Here is an 18,238-nt window from a genome sequence, read left to right as displayed (position 1 = left end):
AAAAAGGAAGCTATTTACATAACTTCCTTACTTTGTTGCGGAGACCAGACTCGAACTGATGACCTTTGGGTTATGAGCCCAACGAGCTACCAACTGCTCCACTCCGCGATCATTACTGAGTGCAAATATAGGGCTTTTGTTGGGTTCTACCAAATATTATTCTTTATTATTTTGATATAATTTCTTTTCTATTTAATAGTCAGTATCTTAGGATCCTAATTTCTTTTCTATTAAGAAATATTACTAATTCGAGATTTTCTGTAATAGCAATATTTGTATGCTTATGAGAAAAAAGGTACTTTTACTTATCGTTTATAGATTGTTTTATTTAAAACTATATGAGAGTTCCAAAAACTAAAGAAAGATTGATGGATGTTGCTCGTCTCCTTTTTGCTAAAAATGGAGTTGAGAATACTACTATGAATGATATAGCAAAAACCTCAAAAAAAGGTCGACGGACTCTATATACGTACTTCAAAAATAAAGAAGAGGTTTATTTAGCAGTTGTTCAATCAGAGCTTGATAAGCTTTGGGAATACCTTAAAGCTGTTTCAGAAAAAGACACTCCTCCTGATCAGAAAATTCTTGAAATTATATATGCCCGGCTAGAAGGTGTTAAAGAGGTGGTATTCCGTAATGGAACTTTAAAAGCCAGTTTCTTTAGAGATATCTGGAAAGTGGAAAATGTCCGTAAGCGTTTTGACAAAAAAGAAATAAACTTAATAAAAAAGGTGCTAGAAGATGGTGTTAACCAAGGTATCTTTGACATAGAAAATGTAGAGATGACTGCCGCATTAGTTCATTACTGTTTAAAGGGTATTGAGGTTCCTTTTATTCGGGGACAAGTGGGTGCAGATATTAAATATGAGAACAGAAAAGAGTACATAGCAAATATTGTTTTTGGTGCTCTTGGTAAGAAATAAATTATATTAAAATAATAGACTATGGGATTATTAGATGGTAAAACTGCTTTAATTACTGGTGCTGCAAGAGGTATTGGTAAAGCTATTGCTTTGAAATTTGCTTCTGAAGGAGCCAACATTGCTTTCACCGATTTAAAAATTGATGAAAATGTTCAGGCTACTGAAAAAGAGATAGAAGCTTTTGGTGTTAAAGCGAAAGGTTATGCTTCTAATGCTGCAGATTTTAATCAAACAGCAGAGGTAGTTAAAGAAATTCATAAAGAATTTGGATCTATTGATATATTGGTAAATAATGCTGGAATTACTCGTGACGGTTTGATGATGAGAATGTCTGAGGAACAATGGGATATGGTAATTAATGTGAATTTGAAGTCTGCATTTAACTTTATCCACGCTTGTACTCCAATAATGATGCGTCAACGTTCTGGAAGTATTATTAATATGGCATCAGTTGTTGGTGTTTCTGGTAATGCTGGTCAGTGTAACTATTCTGCTTCTAAAGCTGGAATGATTGGTTTAGCTAAATCAATTGCAAAAGAAATAGGCTCTAGAGGTATTAGAGCTAACGCCATTGCTCCTGGTTTTATTATTACAGATATGACAGGTGCTCTTTCAGAAGAAATGCGTAAGCAGTGGACAGATCAAATTCCATTACGTCGTGGTGGTACTCCTGAAGATGTTGCTAATGTGGCAACTTTCTTAGCTTCAGATTTATCTTCGTATGTGTCTGGACAAGTTATTCATTGCTGTGGCGGAATGAACATGTAATTCTATGAATGTTTTATACGAAGACAATCATATCATTGTAGTTAATAAGGATAGCTCTGAAATCGTCCAAGGTGATAAAACCGGTGATACACCTTTATCTGAAAAGGTACAATTATATCTCAAAGAGAAATATAATAAACCCGGTAATGTATTTATAGGAGTTGTTCATAGATTAGACAGACCTACAAGTGGGGTTGTACTATTTGCAAAGACTAGTAAAGCTTTGCCTAGACTCAATAAGATGTTTAAAGATGGAGACGTCAAAAAACATTATTGGGCAATAGTAAAAAATAGGCCCAAAGATATGGTTGGTAAACTAACTCATTATTTAGTTCGTAATTCCAAACAGAATAAAAGTTATGCTTACGATCAGATTAAACCTGATAGTAAAAAAGCTGAATTAGAATATAAGGTTATTGGGTATTCTGATAATTATTATTTATTAGAAATTAATTTGCTTACAGGTAGGCATCATCAAATACGATCTCAATTATCAAAGATAGGGTGTCCTATCAAAGGTGATTTAAAATATGGGTTTGCTCGATCAAATACTGATGGTAGTATTAGTTTACATGCTAGGTATTTGTCTTTAACCCATCCTGTTTCTAAAGAATATATTGAAGTTATTGCTCCTGTCCCACAATCTGATATATGGGATCAGTTTGAGTTTTACGAATAAATTATAATAAAGCGATTATCTAAGAAAAAGATAGTCGCTTTTATTTTATATAAAAATGGATTTATTCCATAATCTATGGAAGCAGGAACGAGGAGTCAAAGATTTACCTTATTCTAATGTTACTAGTTTAAAAACCTCTTATTTGTGAGCTGTTGTATTTATGTTAAGAAGACGTCTTAACTAAGTTATATGAGTATCATGACACCGACATGTCATGATCATATCGGTGTCATAAAAAATATACGTTTGCAAAATGAGAGTAAGTAGTAGGTTATTCTTTATTCTGTGATACGATCAAGAAATAGCTAAAAAAGCCCATCTCAATCAACTTGGATGGGCTTCTTTTTAGAAAAGATCTTTAGTATCAATACTATAAAGCTTTAACTTATTGTATAATGTTTTTCGATCAATTTTTAATAGTTTGGCAGCTTGTGTTTTATTGTTTTGTGTATGCTTTAGGGCTGCAATAATTTTCTCTTTTTCACTTTGTTCGTCATACAGTTCTATAGAGGGGGATGTGGTAGTATGGGAAGAGTCTTGTGTTGGCTCATTTGTCATACTACTAGTTGTTTGTAATAAAAACTCCATACCTAAGTTTTCGTAAGTAATGAGGTCTTCTTGAGCAAGGAGGGTAGCCTTTCTTATTACATTTTTTAGTTGTCGAATATTTCCAGGCCAAGCATATTGCAGTAGTGCAAGCTCTGCTTGAGGCGTAAAACCTTCAACCGATTTATTTAATTCTTTGTTGGATTGTTCTAAGAAGAAGTTTGCTAATAAACTGATATCTTCAGTTCGCTCGGCTAAGTCGGGGACACGTACCGTAAATTCATTAATTCTGTGGTATAAGTCCTCTCTGAATAAACCCTCTGCTATGGCAGTAGGCAAATCTTCATTAGTGGCTGAGATTAATCGAATGTTGACACTTATTTCTTGGTTAGAGCCGATAGGTCTTATAATCCTTTCTTGTAGGGCTCTTAATAGTTGTACTTGCGTATTGTAGCTAAGATTACCTATCTCATCCATAAAAACTGTACCTCCATTGGCTGCAACTAAAGCTCCAGTCTTATTCTCCAATGCACCAGTAAAAGCACCTTTTACATGACCAAAAAACTCTGAAGCAGCTAAGTCTTTAGGAATGGCTCCACAATCTATGGCTATAAAAGGTTTATTTGCTCTGTCGCTAAGTTGGTGTATTCGATGAGCTACGTGCTCTTTACCTGTACCACTTGCTCCTTGAATGAGGACAGACATATTGGTGGGTGCTACTAAGCTAACATACTTATAGAGTTGTTTTGCAGCCGCACTATTACCTTCAATGTAATTTTCTTGATTATCTAAAGGTTTATCAATTGAATCCTTTTCTTTCTGTTCTGACGAACTTTTCTTTTCACTTATTTTATTTTTAGGTTTGAGGCATTCTTTGATCTTGGTAAGTAAGTCTTCAGGGTGGAAGGGTTTAGCAATGTAATCAAAAGCGCCCAACTTCATGACACGAACGGCTGATTGTATATCAGCATAACTTGTCATAATAATAAGGGGAATGTTTAAGTTCATTTGGTGGATCCATTTCAGTAAATCCTCTCCTTGCTGATCTGGTAAACGCATATCAGATAGAATCAATTGGAAATGAGATTTTTTAATTTCCTTTTTAGCATCTGCTATGGTGCTAACACAGCTTATCTTAAAGCTTTTTTTGGTTAGCCATGTTTTCAGCATCAGTCCAAATGTAATATCATCTTCTACTATTAAAATAGATTCCATGTTTCGAATTAGTCTAGTTAAGCTCTGTTATAGATACAAAGGTATAGTGTTTTTTCAAATCTTTAGTCCTATCACAGAGTTATTTATTAATTCTCTTATATCGTATTATTATTCTGTTAAAATAGGAAGAATCAGAATAAAATCTGATAAAAGCTTTATTTAAAAAAGGTTTATAACTTGAATAGTTGTATTTTTGTACACCTAAAAAATGAATGCTATGAATAAGTCCTTAATGACATTGTTTATTCTTTGCTCACTTTTAGTGAGCTGTAATTTGAACTCAAATAGAAACAAAAATATGGAGCAAAAAATAAAAATAGAGACTACATTGGGAGACGTTGTTATAAAATTATACAATGAGACTCCTTTGCATAGAGATAATTTTTTAAAGCTGATCAAAGATAAAACCTACGAAGGCACACTTTTTCATAGAGTAATACAAGATTTTATGATTCAAGCAGGCGATCCTGATTCTAAAGATGCTCCTAAAGGGAAAATGTTGGGAGTGGGAGATGTTGGTTACACTATACCTGCTGAATTTGTTTACCCTCAATTATTTCATAAAAAAGGGGCTCTATCAGCTGCTCGTCAAGGTGATCAAGTAAATCCTAAAAAGGAATCATCAGGTTGTCAATTCTATATTGTTACTGGAACTGTTTTTACCGAAGATTCTCTTTTGGAAATGGAGCAACAGAAAAATGAAATGAAAATCAATAAAGCTTTTGAAAAATTAGCCAAAGCACATATGAAGGAAATTTATAAGTTGCGTAAGGCGCAAGATGAAGAAGGTCTTTTTGATTTACAAGAAAAACTAGTAGAAGAGGCAGAAATTGAGGCAGCCAAAGAACCCGATTTTCAATTTACTCCAGAACAAATAGAGGCATATACTACTGTAGGTGGTACTCCTCATTTAGACGAAGACTATACTGTGTTTGGTGAAGTACTTGAAGGACTAGATGTTGTTGATAAAATACAAAGAGCTTCTACTGATAGAAATGATAGACCTAATGAGGACATTAAAATACTTAAAATGTCTATTATTGATTAATCAATATGCCTAAAATTAATAAGAAAATATTATCAAACGGACTACGTCTAGTACATGTTGAGGATAAGGCTACCCAGATGGTAGCCTTAAACTTATTATATAATGTAGGAGCCAAAGACGAAAATCCAAATAAAACAGGTTTTGCTCATCTTTTTGAACACTTAATGTTTTCGGGATCTCGTAACATTCCAAATTATGATCAACCTCTTCAAAATGCTGGAGGCGAGAATAATGCTTGGACCAATAATGATATAACAAACTTCTATTTAACAGTACCTAAGCAAAATGTAGAAATAGGCTTTTGGCTTGAGTCAGATAGAATGCTTGATCTTCTCATTAATGAGAAGAGTGTTTCGGTTCAAAAAGGAGTAGTTGTTGAGGAGTTTAAACAAAGAAATTTAAATCAACCTTATGGGGATGTTGGTCATCTCATTAGAGGGTTAGCGTATTCTGTTCACCCTTATAGTTGGCCCACCATCGGTCGTGATATATCCCATATTAAAAATGCTACGATAGAAGATGTTCAAGAGTTTTATAATCGTTTTTATACTCCTGACAATGCTATCCTAGCTATTTCTGGAAATATAGATTTTGAAACAACTATTGAATTGTCTGAAAAATGGTTTGGTCCCATACATAAGGTAAGCAATTACAAGAAACCTATTATTGTAGAACCCTTACAATTAGAACCTAGACATTTAGAGGTTAGGAGAAAGGTTCCTGTTGATTCTTTATTTATGGCTTTCCATATGTGCGATAGACAGAATTTAGATTACTATGCTTATGATATTTTATCAGATGTGTTGAGCAATGGAACTTCTAGTCGTTTTTATCAAAATTTGGTTTTAGAAAAAAAGATATTTTCATCATTAGATGCTTATATCTCTGGTTCAATAGATGCTGGATTATTTCATATCTGTGGTAAACCGCATACAGGTGTTAGTTTAGAGTCGGCAGAACGTGCAGTTTGGGAAGAACTTGAACGAATAAAGTCAGAGCTCGTTGATGAACACGAACTGACAAAAGTGAAAAATAAATTTGAATCGAATTATATCTTTAGCAACATCAACTATCTTAATGTAGCAACAAATCTAGCGTGGTTTGAATTATTGGGTGATGCTGAAGATATGAATAGAGAGGTGATCAATTATAAATCAATATCAGCTGAGAAGTTGAGAAGTGTTGCAAGAGCTGCCTTACAGCCAAATAATTGTTCCGTACTATATTATAAAAAAGAAAATTAAGAATACTATTAAATAATGAGTGATTTTTTGAATAAATATAAAGAACATTATAAAGTTCTTTTATACTTGGGTATACCTATAATTATAGGGCAGTTGGGTGTGATTGTATTGGGTTTTGCTGATACATTGATGATTTCTTGGCATAGTAAGGATGAGCTAGCAGCAGTTGGATTTGTGAACAATGTATTCAATTTACCAATTATTTTTGGTACAGGTTTTAGCTATGGATTAACTCCAGTAGTAGGAAGGCTTTTTGGTCAAAAGAAATTTCTAGAGGTAGGTCAGTCTTTGAAAGCTAGTTTAGTATCAAACTTTATGGTGGGACTACTGATTACAGCTATTATGGGGATTGTGTACTTGAATGTCGAGCATTTAGGACAGCCTATAGACTTGATGCCTTTGATAAAACCTTACTTTATCATATTGCTATGTTCTCTACCTTTTGTTGTGTTATTTAATGCCTTCAAACAGTTTGCAGATGGGATTACTGATACACGTATGCCTATGTGGTTGCTAATAGGAGGAAACTCATTGAATATTATAGGTAACTATGCTTTAATATATGGTAAGTTTGGATGTCCAGAATTAGGTTTGATGGGTGCAGGATTAAGTACCTTGTTTTCTCGTATCCTTATGGTACTAGTTTTTGCATACATCTTCTTTTTTGCCAATCGATATGATCAATATAGAGAAGGCTTTTTCCGTTTACCTTTAACGCAAAAGTTTGTAGGTCATCTGAACAAATTAGGTTGGCCTGTGGGTATTCAAATGGGACTAGAAACAGCTAGTTTTAGCTTAAGTGCCGTTATGGTTGGTTGGCTAGGACACGATGCTTTGGCTGCACATCAAATAGTGATAACAGTGTCTACTGCTACTTTTATGGTATATTATGGTATGGGGGCTGCTGTAGCAGTGCGAGTAAGTAACTATAAAAGTAATAATGATATTTTCAACATAAAAAGAACTGCGTCTGCTGGTTTCCATTTAACTCTAGTCATAGCTATCTTCCTTTCAAGTATTGTATTTTCTCTTCGACATAATTTTGTTGATTGGTTTGGTCAGTCCGGGAATATGGAAATTAATGCAATGATTCTTCTCATAATGTTTCCTTTGGTGTTATATCAATTTGGTGATGCGTTACAAATTAACTATGCGAATGCTTTAAGAGGAATTGCAGATGTTAAACCTATGATGGTTATTGCATTTTTTTCTTATTTTGTTGTATCATTACCTTTAGGATATGTCTTTGGTTTTATCTGCGATTGGGGTATCTTAGGCATTTGGATGGCACTGCCAGTCGGTTTGACTACCGCAGGGCTACTCCTTTGGGGACGGTTCCAGCGAAAAACGAAACAATAAATAGAAAATGAAAACACCTTCTGAGCATATTAAATTTAAAGCTATAGCAGGGTATATAGCACTATTGGGCATACTATTACTAACTTTATTGTTTATTTATCGTAATGTTAGTTTATTAACTCAAGTAGATGACGATGTGAGTTTACATACCGATAGTATTTCTTCTTTAGTAGGTCAGAAGGATGAAAAATTAATTGAGCTGATTCAATCATTGAGTCAGCTCAATTCAGATTTAGCTATTTCATCCCAAGATGTTGAAAAGTTGCTGAACTCTAAACATGAGCCGGCGGTGCAAAAGAGTATCATTACCAAAAGTGATACTGTAATTTCAAAACCGAAGAAAAAGAAGTTCTTTAAGAGAATTGCTGAAGCTATCTCACCTAGTAAAATGGACAGTACTGTTCAGATACGTACCTATGTTGAGATGGCTGTTGATACCCTAAATTTAGAGCCGAATGATAGTGCTAAAGTTGTGCTTCAAGAGATTCAGAAGAAAATAGCTCAAGAGAAGAGAGCTAAATATCAACGTCAAAGAAAGGCTAATGAGCTACAAGCAATGAATCAGCAGATTTCTGCCAGAATTGATTCTATATTAACTCACTATAATGAAGAAAGGGTAGATGATTTACTCCGTAAAATAGAAGAAGGGAATAAGAGTAGAAAAAGTGCCGTTCGATGGATAGGATTAGTGGCAGTTAGTGCAGTAATACTTGCAGTTCTTTTTAGTATTTTATTATTGAGGGATATTGATAAGAGAAATAGATACAGAAAAGCTCTCGAAGAATCGAACAAAAGAGCTGCTGATCTATTGAATGCTCGTGAAAAATTAATGCTGACTATTACTCATGACATCAAGGCTCCAGTAGGTACGATTATGGGGTATTCAGAATTGTTATCCAAGACAAATTTAACTTCAGAACAAAAAGAATATATTAGTAGTATAGATATAGCTACAGAGCATGTATATAAGTTAGTCTATGATTTGTTAGACTATCATCTATTAGATTTAAATAAGGCAGATATCAAACCTTCGATATTCAACCTTTATGATTTTATAAATGAAATTTACTTATCTTTTCTCCCTCAATTTGAAAAGAAAAAGCTAAAACTAATCAATCATTCCCAGAGAGAAAATATAGATAAACATATAGAGTCCGATCCTGTTAGGATGAAGCAGATATTGAATAATTTAATATCTAATGCTTTTAAATTCACAGATCAAGGATCTGTAGAATTATTTGTGAGCTTATCTTCCACTGAAGTAGTCTTTAAAGTAAAAGATACAGGGCGAGGAATGACAGAAGAAGAAAAGAATAAAATCTTTAAGGAGTTTACTCGATTAGCTAGTGCGCAAGGCAAAGAAGGTTTTGGTCTAGGTCTATCTATTGTAAGTAAGATTATTTCTAGAATGAAAGGTCAAATATGGGTGGATAGCTCAATAGATGAGGGCACTCTATTTACTGTGCAATTACCAATAAGTTTAAAGAATAAAGAAGAAATATCTCAAGCTGAAAATATTATATTTCCTAAATCTACTCGAATAGCACTCTTGGATGATGATCAAATACAGTTGAGGCTCACTAGTATTATGTTAAAAAAACATGGTGCTGAAGTGGTTTCTTGTAATCACATAAATCAACTCTTGGATGTGCTGAAAAAGCAAAAGTTTGATTTGTTAATAACAGATATTCAAATGCCTGAAATGAGTGGATTTGATTTAGTGGAATTATTGAGAAATAGTAATTATGAAGATTTTAAATCTATCCCCGTACTAGCTGTATCGGCTCGTGACCAAATAGACGAAGAAAAAATGATAAGTCATGGTTTTATAGGAGTATTGAAGAAGCCATTTAATGCAGTAGAAGTGATTTTAAAATACAATCAATTTATAAGCAAAGAAGTCTCTCAAAACATAAGGCCTATTGAGTCTGTTTATCCAGAGCTTCCTAACTCTGATGCTATTTTTAATATAGCAGAGTTAACTACTTTTGTCCAAGGGGACGTGGATGCTATGATATCTATTTTGAAATCATTTGTAGAGGAAGCCACAATAAATAAAGAAGAATTAAAAAAAGCTGCCAATGAAGAAGATTTAATTAGAGTAGGAGCGATTTGTCATAAAATATATCCTTTAGTAAAAATGCTTAGTTCTAGAGAACTTAGTGATAGCATCCATTCTTTAGATCAAAAAGAACCTGCATATACAACAGAACAGTGTCAAATATTAGTTAAAAAGATAGGAATACAGATCGAAGAGTTGATAAATGCTATATATGATTATATCAACTCTCCAAAATAAAGTATATTTGAGGAAATAGTACGTAGAGTTTTTTACTCTTCAAAATAGCAAAACTTATAAAAGAACTCTTTTTATGAAAAAAAAATGGATCAAGCGCATATTATTACTGCTACTGATTCCAGTTTTACTTTTTTCGTCTCTGATTGTGTGTTTATACATACCATCAGTGCAAAACTTTATTCAGCGTAAGGCAATGACTTATGTTTCTGAAGCTATAGGTATGGATATAAGTATCGGTAGGGTTGATTTACGTTTTCCGTTAGACTTATTACTGAGAGATGTAGCTGTTATAAAAGAAAAAGATACGGTTGTTGCTTTTGAAAGATTAAATGTACGTGTGCAAGCCTTGCCTCTTCTAAAGAAGAAGATTCTGATGGATGAGCTAACTTTGAAGCAAACAAAATTAAATACGAGTTCTTTAATTGATGGTGTAATTGTAAACGGAAATATTGGAGAACTGAAAGTTGTAACACGTGAAATAGATTTAGAATCGAGTTTTGCAAATATTTCTAGTTTGCTTCTTGATAAAGCCAATTTATCTATTGTTTTAGCAGATACTACAACAACCAAAGATTCAACAGAAACAGATATTGCCTGGAATATTCTTCTAAGTAAGATACATCTTAATCAATGTAAGGTAGCATTGGATATGCCCTTAGATACGATGAGCTTAAATGCTTACATTCCTTCTTTAGATGTGTCTAAAGTGAATGTGAATTTAGCAGATGGTGATTATCAAGTTGGAAAAATAGATTTGACCGAATCTATGTTGGCTTATAAAGTAGGTTCTGTTTTTAGAGAGAAAGGCTTTGATACCAATAATATTCAGCTATCAGAACTCTCCTTAAGTGCCGATTCTATTGGCTATAATGATAGCTTGATTCAAGTTAAAATAGAATCATTGAATCTTATTGAAAAATCGGGAGTACAAGTAAACTCTCTTTCTGGGAAATTCAGTATGTCAGATGAAACTATTCTTTGTAAAAATCTTCTTTTAAGGACTCCTTATTCACGCTTTGACTTTGATTTGTTTTTCCCCATCAACTGGTGTGGGGATAGTAGAACCACACGAGTCAATGGACAATTGGTACTAAGTTTAAAAGAATTATCCACCATATTGGGAGTAGAAGATAGTGAATTGGACTTCTCTGAATGGGGACCAATAATGTGTAAGATTGATACTGAAGGAAACTCTGAAGAATTGAAATTAAATGAAGTTTACGCAGAACTTTCTGATTCTTTTATTATCGCAATAGAAGGAGCTATAAATAATGGTTGTGATGAGGCAAAGAGGATAGGACAGGTGGATATCTTGGGAGATTTGTATGACCTGACAAGATTTAATAAGTGGCTATCTGATGATGGATCAATACAACTTCCTCTGCATATGACAGTACAAGGTTTAGCTGCAGTAAATGGAGATAAGTATTTTGCGGAGCTAACCTTTAAAGAATCTGGTGGAGTGGTGGATGTAAAAGGTAAATACAATTCAACCTCTCAAGAATACGAGGTAAGAGGTGATATAGACTCTCTATACATCAGTCGCTTCCTTCCACTACAGCCATTACATAATCTATCAGTGGATTTAGTGGCAAAAGGTCGAGGAGTAGATTTCTTGTCTAATAGTGCTCGTGCTGATGTTCAAGCAAACTTAAAGAACTTAACTTATGGAGCTATGCTTCTTGAAAAGATTGGTGTCAATGCTCACTTAGAGTCTGGCAAACTTTCTACTGTTATCGAAAGTGATAACAGCATAATTAAAGGAGATATAGATGGTTATTACTTTATGAATAAGCCGTCTCTTAGCTTAAATTATAGTGTTAATGTAGAGAACATAGATCTCTTTCAGTTAGGAGTATTAAAGAGACCCCTCAAGGAAGAAGTTAAACTGAAAGCAAATGTTTTTACAGATAAGGATTCTATACGGTTGAGCTTAAACTCTGGTGATTTGGACTTAAACTTTAGTGCAGAAAAGTCTGTAAATCAATTAATGGATCAATCATCAGCTTTATTAGAGTCTTTCTTAAAGCAGCTGAAAGATAGGAATGTTGATTATAAGGACTTACAAGAGCAGTTACCGCCAGCTAAACTTTCTTGGAAGTCTGGAAATAAAAATCCATTATCTTCAATCCTAAAACAAAACAATATCTCTTATCTAGGTTCTTCTGCTGATTTTAGCTTGGATCCGTTTTTAGGAATGAAAGGTTGGGCAGGAGTACAAGGTTTTCAACTGGATTCTTTGAAGTTGGATTCACTATCACTTGAGTTAGCACAAGACACCATGGGTATTCATTTAAAAACAGGGGTAGTTAATAGAGGTCCAAAAGAAGAAACATCGTTTCGTACTTTTATTAAAGGGATGTTAGGAAAAAGAGATGCTAGTGTTGATATCGATTTTGAAACAATAAAAGGATCAAAAGGGCTATTGTTTGGGGTAGAGTTAAGTCCACACCCTGCAGGTACCCAGTTAATATTGACACCTCAGGAGCCTGTACTAGCCTTCAAGAAATTTAAATTTAGAGATAAGAAAAATTGGCTTTTCTTGAGAGATGATATGCGCATTTTTGCAGATATTGATATGGAGGAGGAAAAGAAAGTTGGATTTAAGGTATATTCTAACCTGAATGATACGGTCTCTCTTCAAAATATGAATATTGATATCCGAAGAATCGAGTTGAATGATGTAACAAGGCTGTTTCCCTTTCTTCCTCAATTGGATGGGCTATTCTCTGCTGAGGCTCATTATGTGCAAACAGATAGTACTCTCCAAGTTTCTTCAGAATTGTTCTTAGATAGCCTGAAGTATGAGGGTAAACTAGTTGGTGATTTAGGTTTAGGTGTAACTTGGTTACCTGAAGGAGCTGAGGCAGACTTACTTAATATGTATTTAACACACAATCGTAGTGAAGTAGTCTATGCTGATGGTATGATAAGTAAAGTCAATGGAAAAGATATTCTTGATGTTGAGGCAACTTTAGAACATTTTCCTCTTGATATAGCCAATGTATTATTCCCCAATGAAGAAATTAGTTTAGGTGGCGATATTGATGGTCATCTTATTATTACTGGACCAGCTGATGCGCCTATTATAAATGGCGAACTTATACTAGACAGTGTTACGGTGTTTTCAAAACAAGCAGGAGCTAAATTTTTATTGGATAGTCGTCCTGTACCTGTGAAAAATAGTAAAATAATATTTAAGGACTTTTCTATCTATACTACAAGTGACAATCCGTTTAAAGTCAATGGAACCGTAGATATTACCAATCTTGCCGATCCAAAAGTAAACTTAAAGTTGAAAGCAGATGATTATACTTTGCTGAACGCAAAGCATACATCAGAAAGTGTGTTGTATGGTAAGCTCTTTGTCGATGTGGATGCTACATTGAAGGGACCAATTAGTGCGTTAAAGATGAGGGGTAATATGTCTATCTTAGATAACACAGATATTACTTATGTTTTAACAGAATCCCCATTAACTGTCCAGGATCGCTTGGGAGATTTGGTAACCTTTACTTCATTTAGAGATACTACACAAGTAGCTCAAGATTCAATAAGCCACTCTTTAGGGGGAATGGATATGGTTATGTCCGTTCATATTGACCCTTCGGTTCAACTTAAAGTGGACTTAAGCTCAGATAGGAGTAGTAGAGTTGCGTTGCAAGGTGGAGGAGATTTATCTTTACAGTACACCCCTCAAGGTGATTTTTATTTAATTGGTCGTTATACTATGAGTGGAGGTATATTGAAGTATTCTCTCCCAGTGATACCTTCCAAGGAGTTTAAGATTACGAGTGATAGTTATGTTGAATGGACTGGTAAGATAGATAATCCTAAGTTGAACTTGATAGCAAAAGATAGAGTAAGAGCTTCAGTGTCTGAGGCAGATGGTTCTTCGCATATGGTAAACTTTGATGTGATTATTGGTGCGAAAAACAGATTAGATAATCTAGAGTTAATATTTGATTTGAATTCTCCAGAAAATGCGTCTGTACAAAATCAGCTCGCCTCTATGGGGAAAGAAGAAAGAAGTAAGCAAGCAATAGCTATGCTAGCCACAGGTGTATATCTTGCAGGGGGTAGTGATGGTAAAGGAAAGGGTATTGATATGGGTGTCGCTTTAAACAGTGTACTTCAAAGTCAGATTAATGCCATTGCTGGATCTTCACTAAAAAATGCAAGTTTATCAGTTGGTGTAGAAGAGTACGATATGGCTGATACAGGCGGTAAACGTACAGATTACAGTTTCCGTTACTCTCAGCAATTTTTAAATAATAGATTTCAAATAGTCGTAGGAGGAAGAATTAAGACAGGTGTTGAGTCTGAAAATAATGCCGACTCATTTATAGATAATATTTCTCTTGAATATAGATTAGACTCTTCAGGAACTCGTTTTGTTAGAGTTTTCCATAATAAAAATTATGAGAGTGTTCTTGAAGGAGAAATAACCGAAACAGGAGTTGGTGTTATTCTTCGAAAGAAACTGAACAAGTTGGGAGAGTTGTTTATATTTAAAAAGAAGAAAAAACAGAATAATGTAAGAGGTAATGAGGAATAAAACATATTCTATAATACATAGCATAAGTGGGCTGGTAATACTTCTTTTATTAGTATTACTTACTTCTTGTTCTACAACAAAAAACCTACCCAAAGGAGAAGTGTTGTATACAGGGCAAACTAAAATGGATGTTGATAAAGCTCCAGATAGTAAAACAGGAGTAACAGCTATGGAAGAGCTAAATGCTGCATTAGCAAAAGCACCCAACAATAGCTTTTTCGGTAGTTCAAGATATCGAATTCCTTTTCCTATGGGATTGTGGACATACAATAGCTTCGTTCGTTATGAAAAAGGTTTTGGGCATTGGATATTCAAGGTCTTTGCTTCTAAGCCGATTTTTATATCTACTGTAAATCCAGATATCCGTTCAAAAATAGGAACTAATATTTTACATGATTTTGGTTACTTTAATGGAAAGGTAGATTATGACGTTATACCTCATAAGAATAACGATAGGAAAGCTAAAATACACTATAAGGTAAATATGGGTGATCCCTATTTAGTAGATACTTTGACCTATGAAAAGTTTGAACGTTCTATTCAAAATATAGTAAATCATGCCTCTCGTTGGTCTAAAGTGAAGGCGGGAAGTCAGTTTAATGTATTAGATTTAGATGCAGAAAGAAATAGAATCAATTCTATTCTTAGGAATTTAGGGTATTATTATTTTAGACCCGACTTATTAGCTTATCAGGCAGATACCACTCTTGTTGATGGGCAGGTCAGTTTGCGAATGAGACCTATTCCAGGATTACCATCTAGTGCTCAGAGAAAATATTATATTGGAGATACCTCTTTTTACTTGTTGGGGAAAAATGGAGAGACTCCAAATGATAGTATTCATTATAGAGATTTAGTTATTTATTACCATGACAAGTTGAAGGTTAGGCCTAATATGCTTTATAGGTGGGTAAACTCTGATCAATATTCATCTAGTATGTCTACTCGTCGTAAGGGAAGAAAAAAACTTTATAGTCAAAATAGGCATGAGCGAATGCAAGAAAGATTGAGTGAAATAGGAATATTCAAGCATATCGAAACTCAATATTTACCGAAAGACTCTACACTAAAAGGAGATACATTAGATTTAAATATTCAAACAGCTCTAGAATTGCCTATGGATGCCGAAATTGATTTGAATATTACTACAAAGAGCAATGACCAAGTAGGACCAGGAGCTATCTTCACCTTAGGTAGAAGAAATGTTTTTGGAGGAGGAGAGAAATGGGATATCCAATTAAGGGGATCGTATGAGTGGCAAACAGGGAATAAGGGAACTAACTCATCCCTTATGAATAGTTATGAGTTAGGGGTATCTACATCTCTAACTTTTCCTCGCTTATTCTTTCCTAAATTGCATAAGAGAGAGTATGATTTCCCTGCATCAACCACTTTTCAAATTTATGGTGATCAGTTGAATAGGGCTAGATATTATCGAATATTATCGTTTGGAGGTAAGGTCTCTTATGATCTTCAGCCTAAGCTTACTCAACGCCATACTATTACTCCTTTTAGGCTCACTTTTAATGTGTTACGAAGTAGTACTGCCGAGTTTGATTCTATTGCAGACATTAATCCTGCTCTCTACATTAGTTTGCAGAATCAATTTATTCCTGCTATGGAGTATACTTATACCTATGATAATGCATCAATCAGGAAACAACGAAATAGGTTGTGGTGGCAAACAACCTTTACATCATCGGGAAACCTTACTTCTCTTATTTATGCAGCAACAGGGCAAAGTCTATCTAAGAGAGAGAAGAATCTTCTCGGTTCTCCCTTTGCTCAATTTGTAAAAGTAAATTCAGAGTTTAGATATACTTGGAACTTTAATAAAAATCATGCTTTAGCTACTCGTATTGCTGGAGGAGTAATTTGGTCTTATGGTAATTCGCGTGTTGCTCCTTATAGTGAACAGTTCTATGTGGGTGGTGCTAATAGTATTAGAGCCTTTACGGTGAGAAGCATTGGTCCAGGTGGGTATGCTCCCGATAAACGTAATAATTATTCATTTATTGATCAAACGGGAGATATCCGTTTTGAAGCCAATGCAGAGTATCGATTTAAAATTGCAGGTAATTTAAATGGTGCTGTTTTTTTAGATGCAGGTAATGTTTGGCTATTAAGAGATGACCCTGTCGTAGAGGGCAGAGAAAGAGGACAGCGAAGCAGGCAGAATGGTAAGTTTAAGCTTGCCGATGCTCCAAAGCAAATTGCTTTAGGTACAGGGATGGGATTGCGATATGACTTTGGATTCTTAGTTATTCGTGTAGATTGTGGTATAGGTATTCATGCCCCATACGAAACGACTAAGAAAGGTTATTATAATATTGAAAAATTTAAAGATGGTTTAGGCTTTCACTTTGCTGTAGGATATCCATTCTAAAGGTAATTCTAGAATTATAATAGCCTTACTAAAGGGCAACCTTGCATTATTTTGTATATTTGTGTAAATTATTAGAAACTAAAAACACAGTAAAGATTTAAATATGAAACCAACATTATTTGTATTAGCTGCAGGTATGGGTAGCCGTTATGGAGGCTTAAAGCAGCTTGATGGGTTAGGTCCCAACGGTGAAACTATTATGGACTATTCTATTTACGATGCTATTCGTGGTGGTTTTGGTAAAGTAGTCTTTGTAATTCGTAAAGATTTTGAAGCCGACTTCCGTAATATCGTATTGAAAAAATATGAAAATCACATTCCTGTTGAGGTGGTTTTTCAAGATCTCAATAGCTTACCTAATGGCTTTTCTTGTCCAGCAGAACGTACTAAGCCATGGGGAACTAATCATGCCGTGCTGATGGGTAAAAATGTTATTCATGAACCTTTTGCTGTAATTAACGCAGATGACTTTTATGGAAGAGATAGCTTCGCTGTATTAGGTAAAGCTTTATCAGAAATGGGAGGAAAGGAAAATGATTACTGTATGGTAGGTTACAGAGTAGGGAATACTCTTTCAGAGAGTGGCACAGTTGCTAGAGGTGTTTGTGAAACAAATGAAGAAGGATTCTTGACTTCGGTTGTAGAGCGTACAGCTATTGAAAGAATCGATGGAAAGGTTTCTTTTAAAGATGAAAATGGTGAAATGGTAACTATAGCCGATAATACTCCTGTTTCTATGAATATGTGGGGTTTTACTCCTGACTATTTTACTCATTCTGAAGACTTCTTTGTGGATTTCTTAGAAAAGAATATGGAAAACTTGAAAGCAGAGTACTTTATTCCACTAGCTGTAAACCGCTTGATTAATGAGAATACTGCTCGAGTTAAAGTTCTTGATACTACAAGTAAATGGTTTGGCGTGACTTATGCTGCTGATAGACAAGGAGTGGTTGATAAGATTCAAGCTCTTATTGATGCAGGTGATTATCCGAATAAGCTATTTTAATATAGTTTATCAATAAAATAAGATGAAAGGCTGTTTAACTTAAAAAGGTTAATCAGCCTTTTTCTTTTGATAAGAACTTCAGAGAGATTACTGTTATCCTTATTTAGAAAGTACTTTTAAAAAAAGAAAGGATATTCTGACACCGACAAGTTACTATCATATCGGTGTCATCGTATCATCATGTCGGTGTCATGATCATTTCATAAC

At 34.4% G+C, this 18,238-nt stretch carries 11 protein-coding genes and 1 tRNA gene; 10 read left to right on the top strand and 2 right to left on the bottom strand.

The genetic code is table 11. The features are described from left to right. Positions 1 to 35 precede the first annotated feature (35 nt). Positions 36 to 108: transfer RNA gene (locus K8V80_RS07005), tRNA-Met, on the bottom strand. Between the two features lie 230 nt (positions 109 to 338). Between K8V80_RS07005 and K8V80_RS07000 the strand changes: the two genes are divergently transcribed. From K8V80_RS07000 to K8V80_RS06990, 3 genes are read left to right on the top strand one after another with little or no spacing between them, the layout of a single operon-like run. After that, a complete protein-coding gene (locus tag K8V80_RS07000; RefSeq protein ID WP_276776485.1) occupies positions 339 to 923 on the top strand; it encodes a TetR/AcrR family transcriptional regulator in 585 nt (194 codons plus the stop codon). A 21-nt stretch (positions 924 to 944) separates the two neighbouring features. Beyond that, positions 945 to 1,691 carry a 3-oxoacyl-[acyl-carrier-protein] reductase gene (gene fabG / locus K8V80_RS06995; RefSeq protein ID WP_276776483.1) on the top strand — a complete coding sequence of 249 codons (747 nt, stop codon included), beginning with the start codon at positions 945 to 947 and terminating at the stop codon, positions 1,689 to 1,691. A 4-nt stretch (positions 1,692 to 1,695) separates the two neighbouring features. Continuing rightward, the gene (locus K8V80_RS06990; protein ID WP_276776480.1) at positions 1,696 to 2,370 is read left to right on the top strand and encodes an RluA family pseudouridine synthase; all 675 of its coding nucleotides are present in this window, start codon (positions 1,696 to 1,698) and stop codon (positions 2,368 to 2,370) included. Between the two features lie 345 nt (positions 2,371 to 2,715). Here the strand turns inward: K8V80_RS06990 and K8V80_RS06985 are convergent, their stop codons facing one another. After that, the gene (locus tag K8V80_RS06985) at positions 2,716 to 4,131 is read right to left on the bottom strand and encodes a sigma-54-dependent transcriptional regulator (protein ID WP_276776477.1); all 1,416 of its coding nucleotides are present in this window, start codon (positions 4,129 to 4,131) and stop codon (positions 2,716 to 2,718) included. A gap of 298 nt (positions 4,132 to 4,429) precedes the next feature. Between K8V80_RS06985 and K8V80_RS06980 the strand changes: the two genes are divergently transcribed. The 7 genes from K8V80_RS06980 to K8V80_RS06950 all read left to right on the top strand — a co-directional run bounded on the left by K8V80_RS06980 (position 4,430) and on the right by K8V80_RS06950 (position 18,031). Continuing rightward, positions 4,430 to 5,179 (top strand): peptidylprolyl isomerase, encoded by a 750-nt coding sequence (locus tag K8V80_RS06980; protein ID WP_423773067.1) that lies wholly within the window; start codon positions 4,430 to 4,432, stop codon positions 5,177 to 5,179. Between the two features lie 5 nt (positions 5,180 to 5,184). Further along, the gene (locus K8V80_RS06975; RefSeq protein ID WP_276776471.1) at positions 5,185 to 6,423 is read left to right on the top strand and encodes a M16 family metallopeptidase; all 1,239 of its coding nucleotides are present in this window, start codon (positions 5,185 to 5,187) and stop codon (positions 6,421 to 6,423) included. 15 nt (positions 6,424 to 6,438) lie between these two features. Continuing rightward, the gene (locus K8V80_RS06970; RefSeq protein WP_276776468.1) at positions 6,439 to 7,782 is read left to right on the top strand and encodes an MATE family efflux transporter; all 1,344 of its coding nucleotides are present in this window, start codon (positions 6,439 to 6,441) and stop codon (positions 7,780 to 7,782) included. Positions 7,783 to 7,789: 7 nt separating this feature from the next. Further along, positions 7,790 to 10,081: an ATP-binding response regulator gene (locus K8V80_RS06965; RefSeq protein WP_276776467.1), complete on the top strand. Its 2,292-nt coding sequence runs from the start codon at positions 7,790 to 7,792 to the stop codon at positions 10,079 to 10,081. A 73-nt stretch (positions 10,082 to 10,154) separates the two neighbouring features. Beyond that, the gene (locus K8V80_RS06960; RefSeq protein WP_276776465.1) at positions 10,155 to 14,639 is read left to right on the top strand and encodes a translocation/assembly module TamB domain-containing protein; all 4,485 of its coding nucleotides are present in this window, start codon (positions 10,155 to 10,157) and stop codon (positions 14,637 to 14,639) included. Beyond that, the gene (locus K8V80_RS06955; RefSeq protein WP_276776462.1) at positions 14,629 to 17,025 is read left to right on the top strand and encodes a BamA/TamA family outer membrane protein; all 2,397 of its coding nucleotides are present in this window, start codon (positions 14,629 to 14,631) and stop codon (positions 17,023 to 17,025) included. The genes K8V80_RS06960 and K8V80_RS06955 overlap by 11 nt, the downstream gene beginning before the upstream one ends. A 103-nt stretch (positions 17,026 to 17,128) precedes the next feature. Beyond that, the gene (locus K8V80_RS06950) at positions 17,129 to 18,031 is read left to right on the top strand and encodes a nucleotidyltransferase (protein WP_276776459.1); all 903 of its coding nucleotides are present in this window, start codon (positions 17,129 to 17,131) and stop codon (positions 18,029 to 18,031) included. Positions 18,032 to 18,238 lie beyond the last annotated feature (207 nt).

This window comes from Bacteroides coprosuis (assembly GCF_020741705.1).
GTDB lineage: Bacteria > Bacteroidota > Bacteroidia > Bacteroidales > Bacteroidaceae > Bacteroides_E > Bacteroides_E coprosuis.
The sequence above is the reverse complement of the archived record's forward strand: the minus strand, read 5'-3'. Positions and strand labels throughout refer to the sequence as shown.